This is a genomic window from Luteimonas panaciterrae (assembly GCF_020511115.1).
In the GTDB taxonomy this organism is placed as follows: domain Bacteria; phylum Pseudomonadota; class Gammaproteobacteria; order Xanthomonadales; family Xanthomonadaceae; genus Luteimonas; species Luteimonas panaciterrae.
This window is the reverse complement of the sequence record NZ_JAJAVH010000001.1, coordinates 719,078-745,764: the sequence shown is the minus strand read 5'-3', so window position 1 is coordinate 745,764 and position 26,687 is coordinate 719,078. Positions and strand designations below refer to the sequence as shown.

The following is a 26,687-nucleotide window of genomic DNA, read 5'->3' as shown; positions in this document are numbered from 1 at the left end:
AACTCATGTGCATGGTGCGCGCCGCTGATGCAATGCACCAAAGGCACGGTGCGAATTCTAACATCGATACACTAGAGGCCCGGGATGCAAGGCGTTTTCCGGCCTTCACAGCTCCGGAAAACCAACGGAATCCGACGTCGACCCATGCACATCGAACGCCTGACACGATCGAGCACTGCGCGATATCGCGACCTCATGCTCCAGGCCCATACGCACGAAAGCGATGCCTTCATCTCCACGCATGCGGAACGCGTCCTGCTTCCCATCGAGTGGTGGGAGACGCGTATCGCCGACACGCGCGGATCGAGCATCACTTTCGGCGCCTTCGCTGAAGATGCACTGATCGGTTCGGCCGGCATCAAATTCGAAGCAAGAGAACGCGAACGCCACAAGGCCACGCTGTTCGGCATGTACGTGTTGCCGCAGCATCGCGGTGGCGGTGTGGGAAGAGGCCTGGTGCAGGCCGTGCTCGATTGCGCGAAAGAGCACGAACATATCGCCGTGATCCAACTCGCGCTCATCGAAGGCAATCTCTCGGCGCAACACCATTACGAATCCTGCGGCTTCGAAACGTATGCGGTCGAACCGATGGCCTTGCGTATGGAGACGGGTTATCGCCCCCTGATCCATATGTGGCAACGTCTGCGTTGACGGGCACGATGCGCAACGAAATGCGCGCACATGAAGACGCAGCGATCTGCATCATGCAGCACGCCACGCGTTCGACATGATTCGGAAAATGGTGCCGGCACCCGGATTCGAACTGGGGACCTACCGCTTACAAGGCGGTTGCTCTACCAACTGAGCTATGCCGGCATGTCGCACATCCGCGAGGGGCGATGGACCACCCCTGCCGGCGGTCATTCTACGCGATCACGGCCGGCATCGGATTCCGGGGCGGAGACGCGGAGAGGGTGAGGGCCAGCCAGTCGCCCGCTTCCGCGCCGATCCAAAAAGCGCAGAATGTGGGGAGCTCTCACAGGAACAAGACGAGAGCCTGCCGCCCCGTTGAATAAGGAGATTCACGAATGCTTTTCGCCCGCGAAGCGCCCATCCTGAAATCGCGACAGACGTTGGCCTGGCTCGCACTCTTGTTCGCGCTGTTGGTCATGCCCGCGGCGTGGGCCTCGGGCGATCTGTTCTCGTTCACCGCCGAGGCGGACGACGAATATTTCCAGCTTCAGCTGATCGGGCGCGAGGATCCGGGGATGATCATGCTCGAGTGGAGCAGCAGCCCGGGTTCCGATGCGCTTCCCGCCAAGTCCTACACGATCAAGATGGACCGGCCCCGGAAGACACTGACCGTCCGCTACAAGAATCCCGGCGATTTGTCCGCGCCGCCCTCCTTCACACTCAAGGTGAAAGACGGCAAAGGCACCTTGGAAGCCGATGGGCGCAAGCTCTCCGGCGTCGCCGACTGGGGGCCGTTCTAGCATCGCGATTCACGCAGATGCTTTTCCCCGGCTCGGCCTGACGCAGGGGACTACGGCACCTTGGCGCAGTCGATCGCATCGGCGCGGGCGGCCCCGGCGACACGGCGCGCGGCGTTGGCCTCGAATGCGGTCGGCGCGAGGACATCAATCCAGATCTGCCCCTCGGCGCTGCCGCCAAGCGGTTCGGCACGGGCATCGGCGAAGCCGGCGGCATGCAGGGCGGATTCGCGATTGCGCGCGGCGCGCTCGCTGCCGTAGCGTCCGAGCGCGATCACGCTGCTGGCATCGCCATTGGCCGTGATGAAGAAATCGTCGAACCCGGCCGCCGCGATCCGCGTGGCCACCGCCTGCGCGGCGTCGCGATTGCCCGGCACCGCCATCGTCACGCGCCAGCCGCGCGCCGTCGGCGTGGAAGCACGCTCACGCAGGCGCATGACCTGCGATTGCAGCTGCGCGCGCGCTTCCTTCGCCTGCTCGGCGTTCTCGAACGGGCCGAAGGCGAAACAGCGCGCCGCGACGAGCGCGGGCGTTGCCGGTGGCGTCGGTTCGGCTGGCGTCGGCGTGGCCGGTGCTGGAACCGGAGCCTGCGTTTGCGGCGCGGCGGCAGCGGCGGTCTGCGGCGACGGCGTTTCCGTGGCGGGCGGCGGCGTAGTGGCGGCTGGTGCTGTTGCTGGTACCGGCGCCGGTGTCTTGGCAACGGCGACAGGCGCGCCCTCGCTCACCAGACGCAGCCGCGTCACGCCTTCGGGCTGCACGATCGGCGCCTCGCCGGCATCGTCGCCGCGCGCCACCCACCAGATGGCGACGCCGAGATTCAGGACGATCAGCAGGATCAGCAGGGCGCGGATGAGCATGGGCAGATTCTATTGATTTGGCATGCCGAATGAACGGCGGCACCCGATCTCAACGCCTGCCCGTCGTTTCCCCGACCCAGACCGCCAAGCCTTCCAGCACCAGCGACGGCGCGGCGGTCGCCTGTGGCAGATGCGCGAACAAGGCCTCGCTGCCGCCGCCATGCACCAGCAGCCGCGGCGTCTGCCCGAGCAGTTCCTCGGCCGCGCGCAGGCTGCGTTCCACCAGCGCCAGCGCCGCGCCATCGCAGCCGGAGGCCAGCGCGTCGTCGGTGTCGTCGGCGAATTCGGTGTAGTCCCCGCCCTGCTCGGGCAGGTGCGCGGCGCGCGCGTGCAGGGACGCGCGCATGAGCGCGGGCGAAGGCGCGATGCGGCCGCCGCGATGGCGGCCGTCGCCGTCGAGCAGGTCGATGGTGAGCGCGGTGCCGATGCCGGCCAACAGTGTTGGCTCCTTGCTGCGCGCGCGCGCCGCGAGTAGCGCGAGGAAACGGTCGACGCCGAACCGCTCCGGATTCGCGTAGGCGATCGTGACGTCGCCGAAACGGTGCTGCGTGCGCGCGAGCGAGATGAGCCCGCAGTGCTGGGTCAACGCATCGAGCAGGGCGACGCGCAACTCGGTGCGCGCCACGCTGGACACGTAGGCGGCCTCGAAACGCTCGGGCAATGCCGCGGCCCAGTTCGCACCGAACGCGTTGCCATCATGCGGCAGGTGCACGACCTCGCCGATGCCGCCGTCCTCGCGCAACGGCGCGCACTTCAGTCGTGAATTGCCAAGATCGAACAGCCAGATGCTCATCGCGTGCGCACGCTCACTTCGCCTGCATGAAAATTGCGCTCGCCTTCGGGCAGACGGACGCGCAGCGCACCGTCCGCCGCGAGACCAAGCGCGACACCCGCGTGGGTGACGGCATGCGCGTCGGCGCCGCCATGCACGACCACCTCGCGCCCGGCCAGCACATCGAATGCGGCATGCCGCGACAGGAATGGCGCCAGCCCTTCGCGATCGAACAGCGCCAGTGCCGGCAACAATTGCGTCAGCAAGGCCGCGGTGATGCGATTGCGATCCGGCGCTTGCGCAGTCAATTCGGTGAGGTCGATCCACGGCTGGTCGATGCCCGCAGCGCTCGCCGCCGGCATCCGCACGTTGAGCCCCAGCCCGATCACCGCGCGCACCGGACCGGCATGCTCGCCGCCGCCTTCGACCAGCAGACCGCCCAGCTTGCGCCAGCCCGCGACATCGCCCGCCGCTTCATCGACGACGACCAGATCGTTCGGCCATTTCAGGCGCACGCCGTCGATGCCGAGCGCTTGCAAGGCCTCGGCCGCGGCGACGCCGGCGACCAGGCTCAAGCCGCCCAGGCGCGCCAGCCCGCCCTCGAAGCCGCGCATCACCGAGAGATACAGATTCGCGGCCAGCGGCGAGGCCCAACTGCGCCCGCGCCGCCCGCGTCCGCCGGTCTGGCGTTCGGCCAACAGCACGTCCGCCTTCCCGGCTTCCGGCACCGGTCGGCGCAGCAGTTCGGAATTGGTGGAGTCCAGCGACCAGGCGATTTCCAGCGCCGCCACGTCCCCGCGGACGGCCTCGGGCAGCGCCGCCAGGATCGTATCGGCCTCCAGCAGCGACACCGGCTGCGCGAGGGCATAGCCGCGCCCAGGCTGCGCGTCGATCGCCACGCCGGCCTCGCGCAGCCCCTCGATGCGTTTCCACACCGCCGCCCGCGTCTGCCCGCTCTCGCGCGCCAGCGCGTCGCCCGTGGCGGGGCCGGCGATCAGGCGTTCGAGCAGGGCGCGCTCGAGGAAGGCACGTTCCGCGTTCATCCCGCAATTATGCAGTGCGCCCCTGGCCGGGAGCCTTCCTGGGCGGCCGGAGCGGTGATGGCACAGCCCGTTCCCGGAACAGCCGCCACCCGGAGCACGATCGCGACATCCGTCACGCATCGCGTTTTTGCCGCTCTGCAGCATGCCTTCTTCTGCACACGCGCGAATCTCGGGGTATAGTCGCCTGTCGACCTCGGTTCTTCCAGAACCGTTTTCCAGGATTGGAATACCGCCATGTCCCCCCGTCTCGCCGCCTGTCTGCTGCTGTTCGGCATCAGCTTCCCGCTGATGGCGCAAGAAGCCCGCCGCCTCAGCCCGAACGGCAGCGGCGCCTGCATCGACACGCCCGCGCACAACGACGAAGACCGTACCCCGGCCACACCCGCGGCGGGCAACAAGCCCGCGCCGGTGCGCAAGGTCGGCAAGACCAAGCCCGTGGTGCCGCGTGAGTCCGGCGACATCGGCGACGTGCGTCCGCCGCGCTGGCACAGCTTCCTGCCGGGGATGTTCCGCTGAGGTTCGACGCGAGCCGCGCAGCGCTCGCGGATGCAACACCGGCTCGATCGAAACTCCACTGATTGGCCGTGCGCAAGCTGATCCGACGCCTGTTCGCAGGCACGACCCCCGAACCACCGCCCGCTGAACTCTGGCGTCAAGTGCGCGCGCGCGTGCCGTGGATCGCCGCGCTCGATGTCGAGCGCGATCAACGCCTGCAACTGCTCGCGGCGCGCTTCCTGCGCGACAAGACGATCACGCCGGTCGCCGGCCTGTCGCTCGACGAGGCACAGCGCACGCTGCTCGCTGCGCTGTGCTGCCTGCCCTTGCTGGAATTCGGCGCCGAAGGCCTGCACGGCTGGTCGCAGCTGATCGTCTATCCGGATGCGTTCCGCGTGAACCGCACGCATGTCGACGCCGCCGGCGTGCTGCACGAATGGGACGACGAGTTGATCGGCGAATCCTGGGAAAGCGGCCCGCTGATCCTGTCCTGGGCCGATATCGAAGCCGATCTCGACGAACCCGATGCCGGCTTCTGCGTCGCCGTGCACGAGATGGCGCACAAGCTCGACGCGCTCGACGGCGTGCTCGATGGAACGCCGCCGCTACCGCGCGCGTGGCAGAAGCAGTGGGCGCGTGATTTCCAGCGGGCGTTCGATGCGTTTGCCGATGAAGTCGACCGTGAGCACGAGACCGCGATCGATCCGTATGCGGCGGAGGCGCCGGAGGAATTCTTCGCCGTCTGCAGCGAATACCATTTCAGCGATCCGCAAGCGTTGCGGGAGGCGATGCCGGCCGTGGCGGAGCATCTGCGGAAGTTCTACGGAGAGTTTGCGATCGGCGAGCGATGAGTTCGCTTCTGTTCGTCATTCTCGCGAAGGCGGGAATCCATGGACCTTGCTGTTGGTTTCGTGCAGATGACGCGAACGTCCTTGGATTCCCGCCTTCGCGGGAATGACGAGCAAGGGCGACCGCTTACAAGCCCGGCGGCAACGTCACTTCGAAACGCGCGCCGCTCAACTCCGTCGAGCGGCCCACATCGAGCACGCCGCGATAGCTGCGCACGATGTCCTGCACGATCGCCAGGCCGATGCCATGCCCTTGTACGCGCTCGTCGCCACGCACGCCGCGCTGCAGAACGTGGGCGATGCGATCCTCGGGAATGCCGGGGCCGTCGTCGTCCACCGCCAGGATCAAACCCGGACGCCGGCCGGCGGAACTCGCGCCCGCCTGCACCGTGAGCAGCACGCGCGACTTCGCCCACTTGAAGGCGTTCTCCAGCAGATTGCCGAGCAGTTCCTGCAGATCACCCGGTTCGCCGTGGAAGCGCGCGCGTTCGTCGATCTCGAATTCGCAGATCACACCCTTCGCCGCGTAGATCTTCTCCAGCCCGCGCACGATCTGCTCGGCATGCGGTTCGATCAGGACCGGCGCCGCGAACAGCTTGTGACCACCGGACGCGGCGCGGCCGAGCTGATAGCCGACCATGTCGTTCATGCGGCGCAATTGCGTGGCGACCTCTTCGCGCAACTCCGCTTCGCTGGCATCGCCGTCCAGACGCGTGCGCAGCACCGCCAGCGGTGTCTTCAGGCTGTGCGCGAGATCGGACATGGTGTTGCGCTGGCGCTCGAGATTCTCGCGCTCGCTTTCGATCAGCGCGTTGATGCTCTCGGTGAGTGGCGCCAGTTCGCGCGGATGCTGGTCGCTCATGCGGTTGGCCTGTCCGCGCTGCACGCTCTTCAGCTCGGTGACCACGTTGTCGAGCGGGCGCAGGCTCCAGCGCAGGATCAGCAGCTGGAACAACAGCAATGCGAGACCCGAGATGCCGAGGCCGGTCCACAACGCGCCGCGGAACAGACGAATCTGCCGCGCCAGTGTGCCCTCGTCCTCCATGATGTAGACGCTGTAGGGAATCTCGATCTCGCCGCCGCTGTCGGACTCCTGCACGTAGGTCAGGCCGATGCCGTAGCGGAATACCTCGCCGCGCGTACCGTCGGTATTGGTGATCTTGATCGGCCCGCGGAACTCTTCCTGGTTCGGCGCCAGCATGTCCACGTCCGGCAATTGCGGCCCGCGCGTGGACATCGATTCCCAGCGCAAGTCGCGCGAGATGATCACCGCATAGAGACCGCTGCCCGGCCGGTCGAAGCGCGGATCAGGCGGCACTTCCGGAACATAGATGTCGCCGCTGCGGAAGAACTCGATGTCGGCGACGTACTTGATCGCATAGGCGTGCAGGCGATCGCGCTGCAACTGTCCCGCCACGTTGACGAAGGCGAGATACAGCACGTAACCGGTCAGCGCGAGAAACGCCAGCAGGACCACGCTCGCCGTCAACAACTGCCGAGCCCGCAACGATCGCGGACGCCAGGCAGGCAGCAGGGGTTTGCGAGAAGTCGCCATGCGCGAGGGAGAGTCTACCGGCTCATGCCCTAAGAGCGAGTGCATCCTGCATGCCGTCCTTGAAGACAGCACGCCCGATGCTCAAGCCAAACATTCTGGGGAAAAGCCCCCTTAAGTTAAGGGGGCGCCGCGACAGCGGCGGGGTTGTGGATGCCGCGTGCCTGGGGCCCAAAGTTTGCAACGCAAACTTTGGGGGAGCTTTTTGCCGGCACGCCGGCAAAAAAGCTCAACCTTCGCCGCTACGCGGAATCGCGAAGCGATAGCCGCGGCCGCGCACGGTCTCGATCGGCTTGAGGGTGCCCTCGGGATCGAGCTTCTTGCGCAGGCGGCCGATGAAGACTTCCAGCACGTTGGAGTCGCGATCGAAATCCTGCTGGTAGATGTGCTCGGTCAGATCGGCCTTCGACACCAGCTCGCCGGCATGCATCATCAGGTACTCGAGCACCTTGTACTCGTAGCTGGTGAGGTCGACGTTGGCGCCGTTGACGGTCACCGTCTGCGCGGCGAGGTCGAGCACCACGGCGCCGCATTCCAGCGTCGGCTTGCTCCAGCCGGCGGCGCGACGCACCAGGGCGTTGATGCGCGCCAGCAGTTCCTCGACGTGGAAGGGCTTGACCAGATAGTCGTCGGCGCCCTGCTTCAGGCCGTCGACCTTGTCCTGCCAGCTCGAGCGCGCGGTGAGGATCAGCACCGGGAACTGCTTGCCTTCGTCGCGCAGCGCCTTGACCAGTTCCATGCCCGACATCTTGGGCAGGCCGAGGTCGATGATGCCGACGTCGAAGGGAACCTCGCGGCCCATGTACAGGCCTTCCTCGCCGTCCTGCGCGGCATCCACGGCGAAGCCTTCACGCTTCAGTCGCGCGGCAAGGGTCTCGCGCAGTGGGGCTTCGTCTTCGACGAGCAGAATTCGCATCGGCTACTCCATTCTGGCGGCGGTTGCGGGGGCAACGCCCGGATCGGTGTGGCTTGTTTCCAAGCTTGGAAGCTCAATCGTCATCGTCGCGTGTAGGCGACAGACGACGCGGCTGTTGCGGATCATCCATATAGGTGCGGACACGTCCGCGTTCGTCCATGAGTTTAATGCGATTGACCTCGCGGCCGTCGTACTGCATGCGCTCGGCGCGCAGGATCTGACCGCCCGGGGTGGTGCGCTCGGCGTTGCGGACCGAATTGGACAGCGTGTCGTCGCGACGCGATGGCCGCACCTGCGGCCCCATGCGGCCACGGTCCGGCATCCCCTGCATGCCCGATGCCGACATCTCCCCACGTCCACCTCCGCGTCCGTCGCCGCCACCACGACGATCCTGCGCCCACGCGCCGCCCGACGCCAGCACGGCACAGACGACGAACATCGACAGTAGGCGGAGCGACCGGATCATGGGCAGTGGCAATTCCTTCGTGAGCCGGCCCTTGGGGAGCCGACGGCGGATTACGGTTTTGGACGATGATTCTCAAAATTCGGCGGTGAATCCGTCCTTAACTTTTTCTTTGCGTGATGGCCCTCATTCAGATGAGGCCTCGCCGGAGGCTCGAACGGTCCGGCCAAACCCATCAACGAAGACAGTCCCGCGGCACCGATCCACCAGCGGGCCAGGCCGGTCCAAGGGTGCCCTCAATAGATTTCGGCCACGCAACAGCGCAGGGAACCGCCCGCTGCCTCGATGGCATCGAGCGCCACGCCGCGCACCGCGAACCCGGCCCCTGCCAACGCGGAACGGTTGGCGGGCGTGAGCCCGGCCACGGCAGCTTCGCTCATCCATACCACATCTTCGGACAATGCGATGGCATTTCCGGCGAATGCTTGCTTCTCCTGGGATGACAGCAGTACCGCGTTCGGGGCGTAGAGGGCGGCGATCGCCTCCACCACGGCGGCATCGGCGAAGCCGTCCGGGCACAGCAGGGCCGCGCGGCCGGCCAGCACCGCCAGCACCACATTGGTGTGGTACTCCCCCGGGGCCAGGTCGAACAGCAAGGTCGCCCGCAGGCCGAAAGCTTCATGCATCAGCGCGGCGCCGGCCTCGTCGCAGCGCTCGGACAGGCCGCAGAAGCCAAGGCCGCGCGCGCGGTCGATCACCAGGGCGCCGGTCAGCTCGCACGGATGCGGCTGGTCCGAGAGGTCGATCTCGGCATAGCCCAGGGTGTCGCGGAAGAACCCGCGGATGTCGGCGCGCCCGGCCTCGCGCTGGCGGACCGGGTGACGCATGCGGCCGACGATCAGGCGCGGCGGCGCCTGCCCGGGCACGCGCGCATCCGTCCGCGCGGTGGCGAAGACGTTGTTCGGGAACAGTGCATCCGGCGTGTCGGGCGCGCCCGGGAAGCACAGCGTGGGCACCGAGGCCGACAGCGCCCGCTGCAGATCGCGATGCTGCCGCGAGGCGCGCGCGGCATCGAAAGCCTCGGCCTCGGCCATGTAGCGGTTGTCACTGGCCGACTGCGCGGCATGCGCGAAACCGTCGGGCGCCACCAGGAAGGCCGCCTTCGCGGTCGCCGGCCCGAAGTCGGTCGTGGAGGCACGCGCGATGCGCAGGAATTCGGCGCAATCGCGGGTAATCACGCCGGCGGGCATCGAAGAATCCGCCGACATCAGGCCGCGATCCGCGCGGAACCTTCCGTCGCCGACAGCGCCGCTTCCACCAGCGACCAGTCCGCACCCGGCCGGTGCGCACCCTCGCTGAGGATCTGCCGGAACGCGCGTCCGCCACGCTCGCCATGAAACAGGCCGAGCACGTGGCGGGTGAGGTGCTTGAGCGGCATGCCGCGCGCGAGTTGCGCCTCGGCGTACGGGCGCAGTGCGCGCAGCAATTCGGCGCGCGGTTTCGGTTCGGTACCGGACAGCACGGCATCGAGGCGATGCAGGACGTAAGGCTCGTGATAGGCCGCACGGCCGAGCATCACCCCATCGGCGTGCGAGAGATGCTCGATCGCGGCATCGACCGCCACGATGCCACCGTTGACGATCACGGTCAGGTCCGGCCGCTCATGCTTGAGTGCGTATGCCCACTCGTAGCGCAACGGCGGCACCTCGCGGTTTTCCTTCGGCGAGAGCCCTTTCAGCCAGGCATTGCGGGCGTGCACCACGAACACGCGGCAACCCGCGGCCGCGACGGCATCGATGAAAGCGCGGAAGACCTCGTAACGCGTTTCGTCATCCACACCGAGCCGGCATTTCACCGTGACCGGCACCGGCTTCGGCAATCCCGCCACCGCCTGGATCATCGCCGCCACGCTCTCGGCCACCAGTTCTGGCTCGCGCATCAGGCAGGCGCCGAAGCGCCCGGCCTGCACGCGATCCGAGGGACAGCCGACGTTGAGATTGATCTCATCGAACCCACGCTCGGCGCCGATCCGCGCCGCCTGCGCCAGCAGAGGCGGCTCGCTGCCGCCCAGCTGTAGGGCTACCGGATGCTCGATGTCATCCATCGCCAGCAGCCTGGACCGATCACCGTGGATCACCGCGTTGGCATGCACCATCTCGGTGTACAGCCGCGCGCCGGGCGCGAGCAGGCGATGGAAGACGCGGCAATGTGTGTCGGTCCAGTCCATCATCGGGGCGACGGACAGGCGTTGCATCGCGGCAGCGGTGGCGACGGAGGCAGTCATTCGCCTCCATTGTACGGACTCCCCTGCTGAACCCTCCTCCGTGCTGGGTTTACTCGCGGGATTGGCCGTACCGGCCAATCATTTGAGCCGGGCACCTCAGGGCGTGCAGGACACGATCCGCTCCGCCTGATCCGCCGTCCCCAGCGCGATGCGCGAGACCGACAGTTCCAGCGCGGTGTCGGTTTCGATCGACCACGGGCGGTCGAGCCGGCGCAGGTCCGCGCCCGCGTCGGCGAAGCATTTCAGGGGGATGCCGACGCGCGTCCACTGCCCGGGCGTCAGCGCCGCCAGGGTCGCGCGCAGCGGCAGGCGGGCGCCGCAATCCTGGCCGCAACCAACGCCGATCCAGATGTCGCCGGCCGGGAGGGCATCGATTTTCAACGTGGTCAGCAGCAATACGTCGCCGTTGCTTTCGCGGGTGAGGTCGAGCGGTGTCTCGGCGACGACGGCCGCGCGGCCCCAGGTGCCGCCCGACCAGACGAAGCGGCGCGCGTCTTCCTGGATTTGATGATCCTCGCTGCGCACGCGCAGGCTGCCGTCTTCCGTCGCGGCGGGCATCGCATCCAGCTTGTGTGAGCGCCCGTTGGTCGTCTCCAACTGCATCTTCAATCCAGACTGCGGCTTGCCGCGCGCGTAGTAGACGCCGCTCGATGCCTGCGCGGCGGTGACGCCCGATGTTTCCGGCAATCGCGGCAGATCGCCATCGTCGCCATAACGAAGCCCGTAGCCGAAGGCGAACTGCGGCCGATAACCACGCTGGCCGACATTGTTGCGGTACTGCGCGGCGGTACGCGGCCAGGAGAAGCTCAGTTTTCCGACGAAGTCGTACTGCACGCCGCCATCGGGCTTGCGCAGCAGCACGTCGGCGATGCCACCGCCTTCCGTTCCCGGCAGCCAGGCGGCGATGAAGGCGTCGGCGGCATTGATCTCGCGATTCACCCAGAGCGGTCTTCCGCTGAGGAACACCGCCACGACCGGGACGCCTTCGCCTTTCAGCCGCTTGATCAGCTGCAGGTCGGCGTCGTTACCGGGCTTGTACAGCAGGGTGGCGAGATCGCCGCGAAATTCGGCGTACGGGTCTTCACCGAACACGACGATGGCGACATCGGGTTTGTGCGCGTAGCGGCCATCGATGGACAGCGTCGCGCTGCCGCCCGTGGCCCGCACCTGCTGCGCGATGCCTTCGAAGATCGTGTCGGCGTTCGGATAGTCGGCGCGCTGGGTGCCGGTGCCTTGCCAGTTCAAGGTCCAGCCACCGGCTTGTTTGCCGATGTCGTCGGCACCGTCGCCGGCTACAAGGACCTGCTGTTTCGGATGCAGCGGCAGCAGGCCGCCCTGATTCTTCAGCAGCACCAGCGATTCGCGCACCGCCTGCCGCGCCACCGCGCGATGCTCGGGCGCGCCGAGCAATTCGAATCGACCGCCAAGCGGACGTCGCGAGGGCTTGCCCGCCTCGAACAGTCCGAGACGGAACTTCACCCGCAGGATGCGGCGCACGGCATCGTCGAGCCGCTGCGGCGGAATTTCGCCCGATTTCGCCGCCGCCAGCGTGCTGTCATACAGCCCTTTCCAGCTATCCGGCGCCATCGCCATGTCGAGGCCGGCATTGAACGCGGCCGGACAACGCAGCCTGTCGCAGCCCTGCACCTGCGCATGGGCGTTCCAATCGCTGACCACGAAGCCACCGAACTGCATGCGTCCTTTCAGCACATCGGTCAGCAGCGGCCGGTGACCCGACATATGCATGCCGTTGACGCTGTTGAATGAGGCCATCACCGTCTGCGCACCGGCGGCGATCGCCGGCGGATAGCCTGCGGCATGCACGCGCATCAGTTCGGTTTCGCTGACGCGCGTGTCGCCTTGATCGCGACCATCGACGGTGCCACCGTCACCGAGGAAATGCTTGACCGACGCGATCACATGCGTGCCGTCTAGGAATTGCGGCGTGCCGACCTTGCCCTGCAAGCCCTCGACCATCTTGCCGGCGAAACTCGCCACGACATCCGGCGATTCCGAATAACCTTCGTAGCTGCGTCCCCAACGATCGTCCTGCGGCACCGCCACCGTCGGCGCAAACGCCCACTCCATGCCGGTGACGCGGGTTTCCACCGCAGTCACTTCGCCGATGCGGCGCACCAGTTCCGGATCGCGCGTCGCGCCCAATCCGATGTTGTGCGGAAACACGGTCGCACCGACGACATTGCTGTGCCCGTGCACGGAATCGATGCCGAACAGCACCGGTATCGCATGGCCGCCGTCGCGCGTGTCCATCGAGGCTTCGTAGAAGGCGTCGGCCAGCGCTAGCCATTCCGCCGGTGGCGCGTTGTATTTGCCGCCGGGATCGGAGCTGCCGCCGGCCAGGATCGCGCCGAGGCGATACTTGCGCACGTCCTCCGGCGTGAGGCTGGCGATGTCGCCCTGGATCAGCTGACCCACCTTTTCCTCGACGGTCATCGCTTTCAGCAGCGTATCGACGCGTGCTTCCAGCGCCGCGTCGTGCGGAAACGGCCAGACCGGCGCGGGCCAGCGCTGCGGATGAAACGTGTCCGGATGAAACGTGACCGCGGGTGCGCTGCCGCCCGATGCGTCCCCGGCGCCGCTCGTTGCTCCGACCGCCACGAGCAGTGCCAGCGCGACCAGTGCCGGTCGCATCAGAAATACAGGCCGAAGTTGACGCCGTACGTGCGCGGAGGCAGGTATTGCGACACCCACAGGAACGGACCGGCGCCATTGCCGGACGGATCGAAACGACCGGCCGACGTGCGTGTCTTCTCGTCGGTGATGTTCTGCATGTACAGCCCCGCCCACCAGCGCTTGCCCGGCTCCTCGTAGCGCAGCGAGAAATCGCCGCGGCCGTAGGACTTCTGCTGATCCTCTCGACCGAGGTTGAACACGCTCAACCAGGTTTCGGTTTCATAGTGGCCAGTCAGACGCGGCGTGAGCGTGCCGCCGTTGCCTAGATGGAAATCGTGTTCCCAGATCAGCGTCATCGCGAAGTCCGGCGCATGCGGCAACTCGTTGCCGGACACGTTCATGCAACGCTGGATGCCCGACTCGGGCGCGCAGGTCGGCAAGCCCTGGTAATCGTTGCTGCCGGCGTAGAGCAGCGTGCCGAGGTCCTTCTTCGGAATGCCCGAGACGGTCAGGTGCACGCGATCGTTCTCGCCGAGCAGCGCGGACAACTCACTTTCGTAACCCCACACCTTGGTGCTGCCCTGCACATTGGAGAAGCCCAGGCCGCGATTGCCGTCGGGGAAGGTGATCGGCGCGGAGAGCTGGAAGTTCTTGAAGTCCATGTAGTAGATGGCGCTGTTCCAGGTCAGGCGTCCTTCCAGGAAACTGAACTTGCCGCCGATCTCGTAGTTGGTCAGCTCTTCGTGCTTGTAGGTCGCGCCGCCGTCCTGCAGGCCGCCGGACTTGTAGCCGGTGGAGATGCTGGCGTAGAGCAGTCCGTTCTCGCCGACGTCGAAATCGCTGCGCGCCAGCCATGTCACCTGGCTGTGGCTGTATTCGCCATCGTTGACGGTGGAGACGTTGAATCCGTTCTCGGGACTCGGATACGTGCCCGGAGAAATCGGCACCTGCGGCACGTTCGGGTTGTACGCCCAACCCCAGCCACGGCCGCCGACGTTCTTCTTCTTGTCGTCGGTGTAGCGCGCGCCGGCGGTCAGACGCCAGTTCTCGTTGACGTTCCAGGTGGCCTGGCCGAACGCGGCGTAGGAATCCACCGTTTCCTTCGGCTGGATGAACGAGCCTTGCCAGGCGACCGTGCCTTCCTGGGTACCGTTGAAGATCGGGATGTCGAACCGGATCGAATTCTTCTCGGCCGCGTAGTACAGGCCCACGATCCAGTCGATGGTCTGCTCGCCGGTCGAGGATAGATTGAACTCGTGGCTGGTGCTCTTGTATTCGGAATCGTTGGTGCGGTCTTCCTGGAACTGCGCGGGGCCGCAGGCGAAACAGGTCGGCACCAGCACGCCGCTGTCCTGATCGTAGGTGGAACGGCCGTCGAACTTGCCGAAGCCGGCGATGTAGGACAGCCGCAAGCCATCGTTGATGTCCCAGTCCATGCGGCTGCGCAGCGCGTAGGAATCGCGCACGATGTACGGCGCGGTGTCGATCAGCGCCGACCAGAAATCCTGCCCGGCGCGCGGGCGCTGCATCAGATTCATGCTCGGCGTGCCGCGATCGCGGAAATATTCCAGCGCCAGGTTCCAGCTGAAGGCATCGTTGGGCTGCCACAGCGCACTCACACGCGCGGCCGATTGGTCCTGGGCGCTGTACTTGTCGCCGTCGGTGACGTACTGGTTCGGGTTGATCGGCCGGAACGTGGCGGGATCGCCGCCAGCTGCCGCGTAGGCGGCGCGCTGCGCATCGACCGACGGGAGTTGGCCGACCGGGTCCTGATAATCGACATAGCCATCGTGCTGTTCCTGCGCGACCGCGACGCGCATCGCGAAGGTGTCGCTGATCGGCAGATTGACCACCGCGCGCGAGCCGATCGCGTTGTAGTTGCCGACGCTGAGCTGGACATTGCCGAAATAGCTGCCGATCTCCGGCTTCGCGGTGCGGAAGTTGACCGCGCCGACCGTGGAATTCCGGCCCCACAACGTGCCCTGCGGGCCGCGCAGCACTTCCGCGGCTTCCACGTCCAGCAGCAGGCCGGCGGCCGCCTCGGCGCGCGGCGAGTACACGCCGTCGACGAAGATCGCCACTTCCGGATCGGCGTATTCGGTCTTGGCCTGATCGTTGCCGATGCCGCGCAAGGTCATGGTGACCACGTCGTGGTCGCCCTGCCGCGTGGCCTGCATGCTCGGCACCAGCTTGGTGATGTCCTGCACGGTCATCACCCGCTCCTTCTCGAGCGTCTCGGCATCGAGCGCGCTGATCGCAACCGGCGTCTTCTGCAGCGGTGTCTCGCGCTTGGTGCCGGTGACGATGACGGTGTCGAGTGTCTTCGCCGTGCCTGCTTGCGGCACGGTTTCCTGCGGCGCGGCGGCCGCGGGTGTCTGCGGTTGCGCGGGATCCGCGGCCTGCGCCTGACCGACGGGTGCAGCCAAGGCATCACTTGAAACGAGCGCGACGAGAATCGCGCCATACAGCGCGTGCGAGCGGTACGCCATGTCCCTCTTCCCTCCAGTTCGGACGCTCCCGTCTTCCGGCTCTTTTTCGACAGTACTCTGCCGCCGTCCGGTGTGGAGCGGAGCGAGTGATACGGCAGAATGGCAGCGCTGTCAATTGCGAAATGACAGCGCTGCCAATTTATGCCGACAAGCGTCACATTGGCGCTCCGGGGGGGCTGCGTGGATGCCGCGCTGCAACAACGAATTCGCGCGGCGTTTCGTGTCGTTACAGGTGCCGGCGTGATCGCATTCGCCCACGGTCCAGGCAGCAGCCGGCATCGCCACGTGCGATAACATGACTCGCCACCACCTGCCCCACGGAAACGCATTGATGCGCGCCAGAATCGAAGATGTCGCCCAGGCCGCCGGCGTCTCCATGAAAACCGTCTCGCGCGTCTTCAACCACGAACCGAACGTGCGCGAGAAGACTCGACTGAAGGTCGAGGCGGCGGCCCAGGCACTGAACTACCGCCCGAATCCGTCGGCGCGCAGCCTGGCGGGAAATCGTTCCTATCTGATCTCGCTGGTGTACGACGATCCGGCCGCGGCGTCGAGCTACGTCATGGAGATCATCGTCGGCATGCTCGCCGCCTGCGAGCGCCAGCGTTACAGCGCGATGCTGCGTCCGCTGGAATATTCCAATGCCGACCACATCCGCGCGGTGGAGGAATCGATCGCGCAATACCGTCCGGACGGCCTGATCCTGGTGCCGCCGTTCGCCGACGACGTCAAGCTGCTGCATCGTCTCGACGCGCTCGGCGTGCGCTACGCCACGATCTCCGCGAAGGCCAAGCTCGGCCACGCGCGCATCGGCACGATCCTCGACGAGCGCAAGGCGGCGGCGGACATGATCGCGCACGCGGTCGAGCTCGGTCACCGCCGCATCGCCCACATCGCCGGCCCGCCGCCGCATGGCGGACGTGCCTGGCGGCTGGCCGGTTATCGCGACGGCCTGCGCCGTGCGGGCATCCCCTACGATCCCAAGCTCGTCGTCGATGGTGGTTTCACCTTTGAAGACGGCGTCGCCGGTGCGAAGCAGCTGCTTGATCTCAAGCATCCGCCCACCGCGATCTTCGCCGCCAACGACGACAGCGCCTGCGGCGTCATGCACGAGGCGTTCGAACGCGGCATGCGCATTCCGCAAGACCTGTCGGTGTTCGGTTTCGACGACACGCCGGCCTCGCGCCAGATCTGGCCGAGCCTGACGACGGTGCGGCAGCCATGCCGCGAGATGGGCCACATCGCCGCGGAGCAGTTGCTCGCCGCGATCCGCGATCCGCAGGCGGGCGCGCTCGTGCGCGTGCCTTACGAGCTGAAGATCCGGCAGTCGGGCGGACCCGCGCCGGTCTCGGCGAAGCGGCGCTGAGCAACGCCGCCGCGCACGCCGCACGCCTCGGCCAAACTTCCATGCCCGCCACGACGAACAGGCTCCCGGTCGGCTTCTGGCAGATCTGGAACATGTGCTTCGGCTTCATGGGGCTGCAGTTCGGCCTCGCGCTGCAGAACGCGAACGTCAGCCGCATCTTCCAGACACTCGGCGCCAGCATCGATGACATTCCCGCGTTGTGGATCGCCGCGCCGCTGACCGGGCTGCTCGTGCAGCCGATCATCGGCTATTACTCCGATCGCACGTGGGGACGCCTCGGCCGGCGCCGGCCGTATTTCCTCGTCGGCGCGATCATCGCCGCGCTGGCGCTGATCGCGATGCCGAATTCGCCGACGCTGTGGAGCGCGGCATTGCTGTTGTGGATTCTCGACGCCGCGATCAACGTCTCGATGGGGCCGCTGCGTTCGTTCGTCGGCGATCAGCTGCCGTCATCGCAGCGGCCGGCTGGTTACGCGATGCAGACCTTGTTCATCGCGGCGGGCGCCGTCGTCGCCAGCCTGCTGCCCTGGTTGCTCGCGCGATTCGGGATCAGCAACCTTGCCGTCGCCGGAGAGATTCCAGATACGGTGAAGCTTGCGTTCTATCTCGGCGCCGCGGTCTTGTTCGGCACGCTCGGCTGGACGGTGCTGTCCACGCGCGAGTATCCACCTGACGCACTCGCCGCATTCGAGGATCCGAAACCAGCCGCACCCGCGCCATCGTTGCCGGCACGCGTGCGGTTCACCGGTGTGTGTTGGTGCGCGACCGGATTGGCGGCCTCGATCGCCATCCATCTGACGCGGGCCGATGCGCGACTGCACCTCCTCGCCGCCGGTCTGTTCGCCTACGGCGTGATCCAGCTGATCGCCGGCTACAGCCGCGCGCGCAATCCGCTCACCGCGATCATCGCCGATCTGCTGACGATGCCCGCGACCATGCGCCAGCTCGTGCCGGTGCAGTGTTTTTCCTGGTTCGCGCTGTTCGCGATGTGGATCTACACGACGGCGGCGGTGACCAGCGTGCATTTCGCCACCGAGGACACGCGCTCGGCGGCCTACAACGACGGCGCGAATTGGGCCGGCGTGCTGTTCGCCGCCTACAACGGTTTCGCCGTTCTTGCGGCGATGCTGATTCCGTGGATGACGCGCCGGCTCGGCCCGCGTCTGAGCCATTTGCTCAATCTCGTCCTGGGTGGCTGCGGTCTGCTGTCGTTCCTGCTGATCCGCGATCCGTATTGGCTGCTGCTGTCGATGGTCGGCGTCGGCTTCGCCTGGGCGTCGATCCTGTCCCTGCCCTACGCCCTGCTGTCCGACAGCGTGCCGGCGGAGAAGATGGGCGTGTACATGGGCATCTTCAATCTGTTCATCGTGATCCCGCAGCTGCTCGCCGCCAGCGTACTCGGTTTTCTGTTGAAGACCTTCTTCGGCAATGCGCCGATCTGCGCGCTGCTGATCGGTGGAGTCAGTCTGCTGTTGGCGGCGCTTTGCGTCCTGCGCGTCGGCAAGCCCGCGGAAAACGATGCAACGCGGTAGCGCGCGTCGGCAGGATCGGCTTCACGGCTTGGCGGCTTGCTTGCGATAAACGATGAAGATCAACAGATCCTCGCTCCCCAACTGCTTCAACGCATGGCTGTCGCCCTTGCGGGTGAGGATGGCGTCGCCGGGACTAACCTCGCGTGTCTTGCCTTGCAACGTCAGCTCGCCCTTGCCGGAGAGAATGTAGTAGATCTCGTCCTTGTCGTTGGTGTGCGCGCCGATCGTGGCGCCCGGATGCAGCGCGCGCTTGCGGAAGATCAGGTCGAAGCCTTCGGCCTGCTCGAAGAAAGGGTATGCCGTGGTCTTGCCGAGCCCTTCGTGCGGCCCCGGTTGCTCGATGGCGATATCGCGCTCGTTCTGTACGTAGGAATCTTTGCGCATCGGCTCGGCCGTCGATTGCGCGAGCGCATCCGCGGCGAAGAGCAGCATCACGAACAACGAGAGCAGCAGCAGGAGCAGCCGCCATTTCTGATCGATGTGCGTCGTTTCGTCCATCGTCATGCCCTTGCGCGTCATCCCCTCATGGATCATCACTTCGCGGAGCCGTCAGCGCGCCAGCCAGCCTCCGTCGACGGCCAGCACCGCGCCATGCACATAATCGGACGCTGCGCTCGCCAGGAAGACCGCGGCGCCGCCCAGATCGGCCGGGTTTCCCCAGCGGCCATCCGGAATGCGTTCGAGGATCGCCTTGTTGCGCGCTTCATCGTTGCGCAGCGCCTCGGTGTTGTTGGTCGCGAAATAGCCCGGCGCAATCGCATTGACATTGATGCCCTTGGCGGCCCATTCGTTGGCCAGCAGGCGCGTGATACCGAGCAGGCCCGACTTGCTGGCGGTGTACGACGCCACGCGGATGCCGCCCTGGAACGACAGCATCGAGACGATGTTGACGATCTTGCCGCCGCGCCGGTCCGCCACCCACGTGCGCGCCACCGCCTGCGAGAGGAAGAAGGCGCTCTTCAGGTTGACGTTCATCACCGCGTCCCAGTCTTGCTCGCTGAAATCGAGCGCGTCGCTGCGGCGAATGGTGCCGGCGTTGTTGACCAGGATGTCGATGCCGCCAAACGCATCGCGTGCTTTCGCCACGATGTCGGCGCTGTTCGCGCCATCGCCAAGATCCGCTTCGATCCAGGCGAAGCGGCGTCCGAGCGCGAGCACTTGTGCTTCGGTCTCGGCCGGCGCGCTGCGCCCGACCGCGCCGATGTCGGCGCCGGCCTGGGCGAGCGCGAGCGCGATGGCCTGGCCCAGACCAGTGTTGGCGCCGGTCACCAGCGCCGCCTTGCCGCCGAGATCGAACGGGTGCGTCATGCGTTTGCTCCTGACGGGGCCGGTGTCATTGCAGCTGGCAGATGTCGAGCTGATGCATGTCGGTGTAGTCGAGATTCTCGCCACCCATCGCCCAGATGAAGCCGTAGCTGCTGGTGCCCGAGCCCATGTGGATCGACCACGGCGGCGACAGCACGGCCTCCTCGTTGCCGATGACCAGATGACGCATGTCGGCCGGATCGCCCATGAAATGCATCACGCGCTGGTTTTCGTCGAGACCGAAATAGAAGTAGACCTCGGAGCGGCGATCGTGCAGATGCGGCGGCATCGTATTCCAGACGCTTCCGGGCTTGAGCAATGTCACGCCGAGCAGCAGTTGGCAGGATTTGCAGGTGGCCGGAACGACGTACTGATAGATGGTGCGTTCGTTGGATGTTTCCAGCGCGCCGCGTTCCAGCGGTACCGCCTGGTCGATCGAAAGATGCTTGGTCTCGTGACGCGCGTGCGCGGGCGTGGAGAACAGGTAGTACTTGGCCGGCGCCGCCGCGTCGATCGATTCGAAGCGCACATCGGCGCTGCCCATCGCGACATACAAACCGTCGCGTGGCTTGAGCACGTAGGCGGTGCCATCGACGGTGACGCGCCCGTCGCCATCGCCGACGTTGACCACGGCCAGCTCGCGCCGCTCCAGGAACGGTTTGCCCGCCGCCGATGCCGGCTCGGTCTGCGCGGGCAGCGACAGCGCGGCCTTCACCGGCGCCGCGCCGCCGACCACGATGCGTTCGTAGTGGGTGTAGTTGAGGCGGATCTCGTCGGCGGCGAACAGTTCGCGCACCAGGTAGCGATCGCGCAGCTGTTCGTTGGTGGCGCCGGCCAGCGAGTCGGGATGGGTGGCGTGATAGGTCTTGCGGTACATGCACGGGGCTCCGGTCGCGCGGGGTCGATGGTAGGCATCCATCGCCGGGGAGAAGGGTCGGGTCGATTCTAGCCCGACTGGTAACCGGTGTCATTTCGCATTGCAAACAGCCCGCTCGATGCGGCCGGGTGCCCTTCAGGGCGGTGGCTGACAGGAGTCGCGGATGACCAGGTGCGGATGCACGCTGTTGGCCGCCAGCAGCGAGGCCGAGACGGCATCGGGCTGCAGCAGCATCGAGGCGGCGATGCGGCCCATGTCGCGGATCGGCAGGCGCACCGAACTCAAGGCCGGCCACAGCCGCGAGGCCAGCGGGCTATCGTCGAACCCGATCACCGACAATTGCTGCGGGATGCTGATGCCGGCGCGTAGCGCGACCTTGTACACGCCGGCCGCCATCTCGTCGTTGCCGCAGAAGATCGCGGTGGGGCGGCGATTGCCGGCGAGCAGGCTCTCGGCGGCGGCGACACCGGATTCGAAGGTGTAGCCGGCCTCGATGATGCGCGACTCCGGCAAGCTGATACCGCCCTTGGCCAAGGCCTCGACGAAACCCGAGGTGCGCTCGTGCGCCGACCGGTAGGTGCGCGGGCCGGTGATCAGGGCGATGTCGCGGTGGCCCAGCGATTGCAGATAGTCGGCGGCTTCGGCGGCGCCCTGGCGGTCGTGCGTGACGACCATGCGCGAAGCCTCGTCCAGCGCCACCGCTGCAATGCGCGAATAGCGGCAGTCGATTCCCACCAGCATGTCCGCCAGCGCCTGGTCCTCGGACACGCGCGGCACCAGCATCACGCCGTACAGCTTCTGCTGCTGCACAAAGCGGCGCACGCCCTCGATGTAGCCGGGGCTGCGGCTGTCGCAGGGATGCACCACCAGTTCGAAGCCGGAATCGCGGATCGCATCCAGCGCGCCGTACTGCATGTTGACGATGTACTGCGCGGTCGGGTTGTCGTAGACCATGCCGATCAGGAACGACTTGCGGAACGCCAGGCCGCGCGCCATCGGATCGGGCACGTAGCCGACTTCCCGCATCAGCGTTTCGACCTTCTCGCGCGTGTCCTGCCGCACCAGCGGCGAGCGGTTGATGATGCGCGAAACCGTTTTCTTGGACACGCCCGCCAGCCGCGCGATGTCGTTGATCGTCGCCACCTTGTTGCCGATCGCGGCGGGCGTCGCGGCGATGGCCGGTGCCGGCGCGGATTCCTTTGATGTCTTGCGCGGTGGCATGGTGGCGGGATGTTCCTCCGTACAGCCGATTTTAGCCCGGCGGCTCGTTCCGGTGCCGCGCTTCAATCCAGCGCACGATAGCGGAAATCACGAAAGTGCACGCGCCAGCCGCCAGCGGCATAGATCGCCGGCTTCAATGCCAGGAAGCCACCCGCGACGTTGTGGTGGTAGCCGGAGACTTCCATCTGGACGCCGTACTTCCGCCAGGTCTCGCCGTCCTGGCCGTGGTGGAGGGTGACGATGTGGCGGTCGTTGGTCAGGCGCAGCCAGAGCCGGCCGCCCTTGCCTGCCGGCGGCCGTGCCGGCCGCTCCTCGCCATAGCGGTGCAGGACGAAGGCATCGCCCTTGCTGCCGAGCCCGGCATAGAGCCGGTCGTTGTAGAACAACAGGATGCCGCCGATCGCGCCGGGTTCGATCTCCAGCGCCACCTCGATCTGGTAGGCCTGGTCGGTGGCGATCACCGTGAGCGGCGAGGCATCGCGCGGCGACGCGCCCTTGCCTTGCACCGTCATCACGCCGCCGCCGAAGGACAGCCGCTTCATCTCGTCCGGCCCGGGATCGAAAAAGGCCCACTGCGGCCCGAGCCGACCGCCACGGAAATCGTCCGACAACGCCAGCCCATGCCGGCCGACCGACTCGCCCGCGGGTTTCTTCAATGGCTGCCCGAGGGTGCCGCCCTTGGCGACGAACCAGCCGTCGTCGGTCCATTCGATCGGTTCGAGCAAGGCCTGCCGGCCCAGCGTCCAGAAGCCGTGTTCATAGCCGTGATAGAGCATCCACCAACGGCCCTCGATGTCGTCACCCAGGTCCGCCTGGCGCTGATGCTCGATGCCGCGATTCCTCTGCGGTGTCGCGGCGATGGCCTGTGCAGTGGCGAAGACGAACATCGCCATCGACACGCGCGCGAACCACATCGGAAACGTTCGTTTCCCCGAACCCATCCCTACCCTCTCGCCAATCCGTTGCGACCGCTCACTTCAGCAACGCCGGCAACCACAACGACAGCTGCGGCACGAACGCCACCACCAGCAACACCGCCAGCGATGCCAGCCAGAACGGCCAAATCGTGCGCAAGCATTCGCCGATGCTGATCTTGCCGATCGCGGTGCCAACGAACAGCACCGAGCCCAGCGGCGGACTGATCAGGCTCAACCCGCCCTTGAGGATCAGGATCACGCCGAAATGGATCGGATCGATGCCGATCGCCTTCGCGAGCGGCAGGAAGATCGGCGTGCAGATGATGATCATCGGCGCCAGATCCATGAAGGTGCCGAGCACCAGCAGGATCAGGATCATCAGCAACAGCATCAGGTTCTTGTCGGTGGTGATGCCGGTCAGCAGCTCGACCGATGCGGCGGGCACCTGCAGATAGGCCAGCAGCCAGCCGAACGCGGCGGCGGATGCGATCACCAGCAGGATCATGCCGGTGGTGCGCCCGGCATGGCCGCAGGTGGCGACGAAGTCGCGCCACGACAGGCTGCGGTACACCAGCCCCGTGATCAACAGCGCATAGACCACGGCGATCGCCGCGCTTTCCACCGCGGTGAAGATGCCGGCGCGGATACCGACGAAGATGATCGCCACCAGCAGCAATCCCGGCAGCGCGGAGACGAAACGCCGCGCCACCGCCGCGAATCCCGGAAACACCTCCACGGCGTAACCGCGACGGCGCGCGATCAGCCATGTGGTGAACATCAGCACCACCGTCATCAGCAACGCCGGAATGACACCCGCGGCGAACAGATCAGCGATCGAGATGCTGCCTCCGGCCGAGGCCGAATACAGGATCAAGTTGTGCGAAGGCGGCACCAGCAATGCCACCAGTGCGGCGGTCATGGTGACGTTGACGGCGAAATCGCGATCGAACCCGCGCTTGACCATCTGCGGAATCATTGCTCCGCCCACTGCCGAGACATCGGCGATCGCGGAGCCCGATACGCCGCCGAAGAACAGCGACGACAACACGCTCACCTGCCCCAGACCGCCGCGCATGTGGCCGACCAGCGATGAGGCGAGCCCGATCAATCGTTCGGAAATGCCGCCACGCAACATGATCTCGCCGGCGAAGATGAAAAGCGGAATCGCCAGCAGCGACGCGGAAGCAGCACCAGTCGCGGTGAGCTGCGCCACCGCGATCGCGGGAAGATCGAGATACAGCAAGGTCGCCAGCGACGCGGCGAACAACGAGAACGCCACCGGCACGCCCAGTACCAGCAGGCCGAGGAACACAACGAACAGGATCGTGATCGCCATCGTCAATGTCCTTGCGCAGGTGCGTCGCCCGCGAACAGGCGATGCGATGCGAACACCGCGATCAAGACGCCGCCGATGCACAACGGCAGATAGAACGTGCCTTCCGGAATCCGCGCGCCGGCCATCGGCACCTCCCAGCTGTCGGCGGTCAGACGCGCGCCCCACCAGGCCAGCAGCGCGCCGGTAGCGGCGACGATCACGCGGCTGAGCGCATGCATCACACGGCCAATGCGCGGCGGTGCCGCTTGTCGCGCGATGAAGAATCCAAAATGCGATTCCGCGCGCACACCCACCGCCGCGCCGAACATCATCGCGGTGTTGAGCAGCAGCAGCGCCACCGGTTCGGTCCAGTCCGGTGAAGCGTTCAGGACATAACGCGCGAACACCTGCCAGGCCTGCACGGCGGCCATCGCCAGCAGCGCACCGCCGGCGATCCATGTCGCCAGCCGCGCCAGATGATCGAGCCAGCCGGGCGAGGCTTCTGGTGTAACAGCATCTTGCGGCGGATGTTCTGTCTCGTTCACCGACCCCTCCAGGCGATGTTCGTGTTGATTCACCGAGCTCAGGCAGTAGCGCGGATGTCTTCGTAGAGTTTCGCCAGCACCGGATCGCGCAGGTACTCGTGCGCGACGGCCTCGGTGGCGCGACGCATCGCCTCGCGATCGACTTCGTTGGCCTTTACCGAGGAAGCCAGCACCGCATCGCGCGCGGTCTTCTCGGCCTGATCCCACAAAGCGCGCATGTACGGCACCGACGCCGCCGCGGCTTCGCGCAGCAACTCGCGATCGAACGGCGTGAGCGCCTGCAGCGCCGCGCGCGACATCAGCAGCACGTCCGGCGTGTAGGCATGCCGCGATTCCGACCAGTAGTGGGCCACCTCGAAATGGCGGCTGGACTGGAAACTCTTGATGTTGTTTTCGGCGCCGTCGATCAGATGCGTCTGCAGCGCCGAGAAGATTTCGCCGAACGGCAACGGTGTCGCGTTGGCGCCGAGCGCGTGGATCAGGCGCACGAAGATCTCCGACACCGGCACGCGCAGCTTCAGTCCGCGCAGATCGGCGGGCTCGTGGATCGGACGCTTCGTGTTGTACAGGCTGCGCGACCCGGAATCGTAGAACGCCAGACCGACCAGATCGCGCCGCTCGAAGCCAGCCAATAGCGACGCGCCGAGGCGCCCGTCGAGCGCGCGCCGCAGATGCGGCGTGGAGTCGATCAGGAACGGCAGCGAGAGGATGCGCGTCGCCGGCACCGAATCGTTCATCGTCGCCAGATAGACACGCGTCATCGCCAGTGCATTGAAGCGCGCCAGATCGACCGTGACCGATTCGCGGCCGAGCTGACCTGAGTGATACACCAGCGTGTCGAGACGGCCGTCGGTGCGCTCGCGCAGATAACGGCCGATCCAGCGCACCGCCTCCACGGTCGGATAGCCGTCGACGTGCACGTCGGCCGCGCGCAGCAGGGTTTTGCCGGGCGCGGAGAACGCAGACGGCACGATGGCGCCCGCCAGCGAGCCGAGGCCCATCGCGATGAAGCGGCGACGCGCGATCACGCCGCGCTCCTCGCCCGCGCCGGCACCGCTTCGCAATGGATCGTGCCGATGCCGGGGAATTCGACGCGCGCGCGCTGTCCGGCGCGGATGTCGTGGATGCCGGTCGCGGCGCCTGTGGACACCAGTTGCCCCGCCTTCAACGGCAAACCGCGCCGAGCGCAACGCGCCAGGGCGAAACGCAGTGCCGCCAGCGTGCCGCCGCTGATCGAACTGGCGCGGCCGGTGCCAACCGAGCGGTCATCGATGAAGGTCTCGCACAACAGCGCATCCTCGGTCTGATCGCGCCAACCCGGAATGGTCGGGCCCAGCACCAGGCCGGCATTGTTGCCGAAGTCCGAGACCACCACCGCCGGTCCCCACACGTTGATCATGGCCATCGGACTGCCCGCCAGCTCGATGCCGATCATCAGCGCGTCGACCAGTTCGGCGGCCTCGTCCTCGCTCCACGTGGTCTTGTGCGCGGGCGCGTCGGCGCCCAGGCGGAACACGAACTCGGCTTCGACCGCGGCGAATCCGCCCTCGATCACTTCAAAGCGTGCCGGGGTGCCAGCGTCGAAAGTCTGGATCGCGTCGGCGAAGATCGGCCCGACCAGGCGCTCCTCGCCCATCCGCGCCAGCCATTCGTCCGGGATGCGACCCACCTTCCAGCCCGCCACCGTCGACGGCCACAGCTCGATCGCCGCGTCCTGGCTGGCGTAACCCGCGTCCATCGTCTGCGGACGGGCGCCCGGATAGATCGGCAGGGACTCGGCCCTGAGCCGCGCGCGCACCAGGCGCCGGGCGATCTCCCGGCTTTCGCCGTCATCCCCTGCCAAGACGATCCGATCCATCCCCACCCCGTCTCCCGTTCGCAAAATC

At 66.6% G+C, this 26,687-nt stretch carries 24 protein-coding genes, 1 tRNA gene and 1 pseudogene; 6 read left to right on the top strand and 20 right to left on the bottom strand.

Features of this window, described 5'->3' with window-relative positions; all coding sequences use genetic code 11:
• The first annotated feature begins 84 nt into the window (after positions 1-84).
• The gene (locus LG367_RS03260; protein WP_319004002.1) at positions 85-651 is read left to right on the top strand and encodes a GNAT family N-acetyltransferase; all 567 of its coding nucleotides are present in this window, start codon (positions 85-87) and stop codon (positions 649-651) included.
• Positions 652-740: 89 nt separating this feature from the next.
• Here LG367_RS03260 and LG367_RS03255 read toward each other — a convergent pair.
• A tRNA-Thr gene (locus tag LG367_RS03255) sits at positions 741-816 on the bottom strand.
• Positions 817-1,028: 212 nt separating this feature from the next.
• Between LG367_RS03255 and LG367_RS03250 the strand changes: the two genes are divergently transcribed.
• Entirely contained in the window at positions 1,029-1,433 is a 405-nt protein-coding gene (locus LG367_RS03250; protein ID WP_226467770.1) for a hypothetical protein, read from the top strand.
• 50 nt (positions 1,434-1,483) lie between these two features.
• Here LG367_RS03250 and LG367_RS03245 read toward each other — a convergent pair whose 3' ends face one another.
• From LG367_RS03245 to birA, 3 genes are read right to left on the bottom strand one after another with little or no spacing between them, the layout of a single operon-like run.
• Positions 1,484-2,287 carry an SPOR domain-containing protein gene (locus LG367_RS03245; RefSeq protein WP_226467769.1) on the bottom strand — a complete coding sequence of 268 codons (804 nt, stop codon included), beginning with the start codon at positions 2,285-2,287 and terminating at the stop codon, positions 1,484-1,486.
• A 49-nt stretch (positions 2,288-2,336) separates the two neighbouring features.
• Positions 2,337-3,080 carry a type III pantothenate kinase gene (locus tag LG367_RS03240; RefSeq protein WP_226467768.1) on the bottom strand — a complete coding sequence of 248 codons (744 nt, stop codon included), beginning with the start codon at positions 3,078-3,080 and terminating at the stop codon, positions 2,337-2,339.
• Positions 3,077-4,102 (bottom strand): bifunctional biotin--[acetyl-CoA-carboxylase] ligase/biotin operon repressor BirA, encoded by a 1,026-nt coding sequence (birA, locus tag LG367_RS03235; protein WP_226467767.1) that lies wholly within the window; start codon positions 4,100-4,102, stop codon positions 3,077-3,079. Before birA ends, LG367_RS03240 begins: the two co-directional genes overlap by 4 nt.
• Positions 4,103-4,336: 234 nt before the next feature.
• Here birA and LG367_RS03230 point away from each other — a divergent pair, with 234 nt between their 5' ends.
• Entirely contained in the window at positions 4,337-4,618 is a 282-nt protein-coding gene (locus LG367_RS03230; RefSeq protein ID WP_226467766.1) for a hypothetical protein, read from the top strand.
• A 77-nt stretch (positions 4,619-4,695) separates the two neighbouring features.
• A complete protein-coding gene (locus LG367_RS03225; protein ID WP_425490903.1) occupies positions 4,696-5,448 on the top strand; it encodes a M90 family metallopeptidase in 753 nt (250 codons plus the stop codon).
• Positions 5,449-5,572: 124 nt separating this feature from the next.
• Here the strand turns inward: LG367_RS03225 and LG367_RS03220 are convergent, their stop codons facing one another.
• From LG367_RS03220 to LG367_RS03190, 7 genes are all read right to left on the bottom strand, one after another.
• Complete coding sequence (locus LG367_RS03220; RefSeq protein WP_226467969.1) at positions 5,573-6,952, bottom strand: ATP-binding protein; 1,380 nt, start codon at positions 6,950-6,952, stop codon at positions 5,573-5,575.
• 274 nt (positions 6,953-7,226) lie between these two features.
• Complete coding sequence (locus LG367_RS03215; RefSeq protein WP_226467765.1) at positions 7,227-7,913, bottom strand: response regulator transcription factor; 687 nt, start codon at positions 7,911-7,913, stop codon at positions 7,227-7,229.
• A gap of 73 nt (positions 7,914-7,986) precedes the next feature.
• On the bottom strand, positions 7,987-8,379 hold the full coding sequence (locus tag LG367_RS03210; RefSeq protein ID WP_226467764.1) for a hypothetical protein: 393 nt from the start codon (positions 8,377-8,379) through the stop codon (positions 7,987-7,989).
• 233 nt (positions 8,380-8,612) lie between these two features.
• Positions 8,613-9,584: an arginine deiminase-related protein gene (locus LG367_RS03205; protein ID WP_226467763.1), complete on the bottom strand. Its 972-nt coding sequence runs from the start codon at positions 9,582-9,584 to the stop codon at positions 8,613-8,615.
• Entirely contained in the window at positions 9,584-10,600 is a 1,017-nt protein-coding gene (dusA, locus tag LG367_RS03200; protein ID WP_226467762.1) for a tRNA dihydrouridine(20/20a) synthase DusA, read from the bottom strand. Before dusA ends, LG367_RS03205 begins: the two co-directional genes overlap by 1 nt.
• 96 nt (positions 10,601-10,696) lie before the next feature.
• Positions 10,697-13,252, bottom strand: coding sequence for a glycoside hydrolase family 3 protein (locus tag LG367_RS03195; protein WP_226467761.1), 2,556 nt, complete (start codon positions 13,250-13,252; stop codon positions 10,697-10,699).
• Positions 13,252-15,723: a TonB-dependent receptor gene (locus LG367_RS03190; RefSeq protein ID WP_226467760.1), complete on the bottom strand. Its 2,472-nt coding sequence runs from the start codon at positions 15,721-15,723 to the stop codon at positions 13,252-13,254. The genes LG367_RS03195 and LG367_RS03190 overlap by 1 nt, the downstream gene beginning before the upstream one ends.
• 331 nt (positions 15,724-16,054) lie before the next feature.
• Between LG367_RS03190 and LG367_RS03185 the strand changes: the two genes are divergently transcribed.
• Both LG367_RS03185 and LG367_RS03180 read left to right on the top strand, forming a co-directional pair.
• Positions 16,055-17,089, top strand: coding sequence for a LacI family DNA-binding transcriptional regulator (locus tag LG367_RS03185; RefSeq protein ID WP_226467759.1), 1,035 nt, complete (start codon positions 16,055-16,057; stop codon positions 17,087-17,089).
• A 41-nt stretch (positions 17,090-17,130) separates the two neighbouring features.
• Positions 17,131-18,621, top strand: a complete 1,491-nt coding sequence (locus LG367_RS03180; RefSeq protein ID WP_226467758.1) for an MFS transporter — start codon at positions 17,131-17,133, stop codon at positions 18,619-18,621.
• Between the two features lie 21 nt (positions 18,622-18,642).
• Here LG367_RS03180 and LG367_RS03175 read toward each other — a convergent pair whose 3' ends face one another.
• From LG367_RS03175 to LG367_RS03135, 9 genes and pseudogenes are all read right to left on the bottom strand, one after another.
• On the bottom strand, positions 18,643-19,140 hold the full coding sequence (locus tag LG367_RS03175) for a cupin domain-containing protein (protein ID WP_226467757.1): 498 nt from the start codon (positions 19,138-19,140) through the stop codon (positions 18,643-18,645).
• 30 nt (positions 19,141-19,170) lie between these two features.
• Positions 19,171-19,929, bottom strand: a complete 759-nt coding sequence (kduD, locus tag LG367_RS03170; RefSeq protein ID WP_226467756.1) for a 2-dehydro-3-deoxy-D-gluconate 5-dehydrogenase KduD — start codon at positions 19,927-19,929, stop codon at positions 19,171-19,173.
• Between the two features lie 25 nt (positions 19,930-19,954).
• A complete protein-coding gene (gene kduI / locus LG367_RS03165; protein WP_226467755.1) occupies positions 19,955-20,803 on the bottom strand; it encodes a 5-dehydro-4-deoxy-D-glucuronate isomerase in 849 nt (282 codons plus the stop codon).
• Positions 20,804-20,938: 135 nt separating this feature from the next.
• Positions 20,939-22,024, bottom strand: coding sequence for a LacI family DNA-binding transcriptional regulator (locus LG367_RS03160; RefSeq protein ID WP_226467754.1), 1,086 nt, complete (start codon positions 22,022-22,024; stop codon positions 20,939-20,941).
• Positions 22,025-22,086: 62 nt separating this feature from the next.
• A pseudogene (locus LG367_RS03155) lies at positions 22,087-22,881 on the bottom strand (family 43 glycosylhydrolase); the annotation flags it as partial.
• A 115-nt stretch (positions 22,882-22,996) separates the two neighbouring features.
• The gene (locus LG367_RS03150) at positions 22,997-24,277 is read right to left on the bottom strand and encodes a TRAP transporter large permease (protein ID WP_226467753.1); all 1,281 of its coding nucleotides are present in this window, start codon (positions 24,275-24,277) and stop codon (positions 22,997-22,999) included.
• Between the two features lie 2 nt (positions 24,278-24,279).
• Positions 24,280-24,801 (bottom strand): TRAP transporter small permease, encoded by a 522-nt coding sequence (locus LG367_RS03145; protein WP_226467752.1) that lies wholly within the window; start codon positions 24,799-24,801, stop codon positions 24,280-24,282.
• A 38-nt stretch (positions 24,802-24,839) separates the two neighbouring features.
• Positions 24,840-25,829: a TRAP transporter substrate-binding protein gene (locus LG367_RS03140; protein WP_226467751.1), complete on the bottom strand. Its 990-nt coding sequence runs from the start codon at positions 25,827-25,829 to the stop codon at positions 24,840-24,842.
• Positions 25,826-26,659, bottom strand: coding sequence for a 2-keto-4-pentenoate hydratase (locus LG367_RS03135; RefSeq protein WP_226467750.1), 834 nt, complete (start codon positions 26,657-26,659; stop codon positions 25,826-25,828). The genes LG367_RS03140 and LG367_RS03135 overlap by 4 nt, the downstream gene beginning before the upstream one ends.
• Between the last annotated feature and the right edge of the window lie 28 nt (positions 26,660-26,687).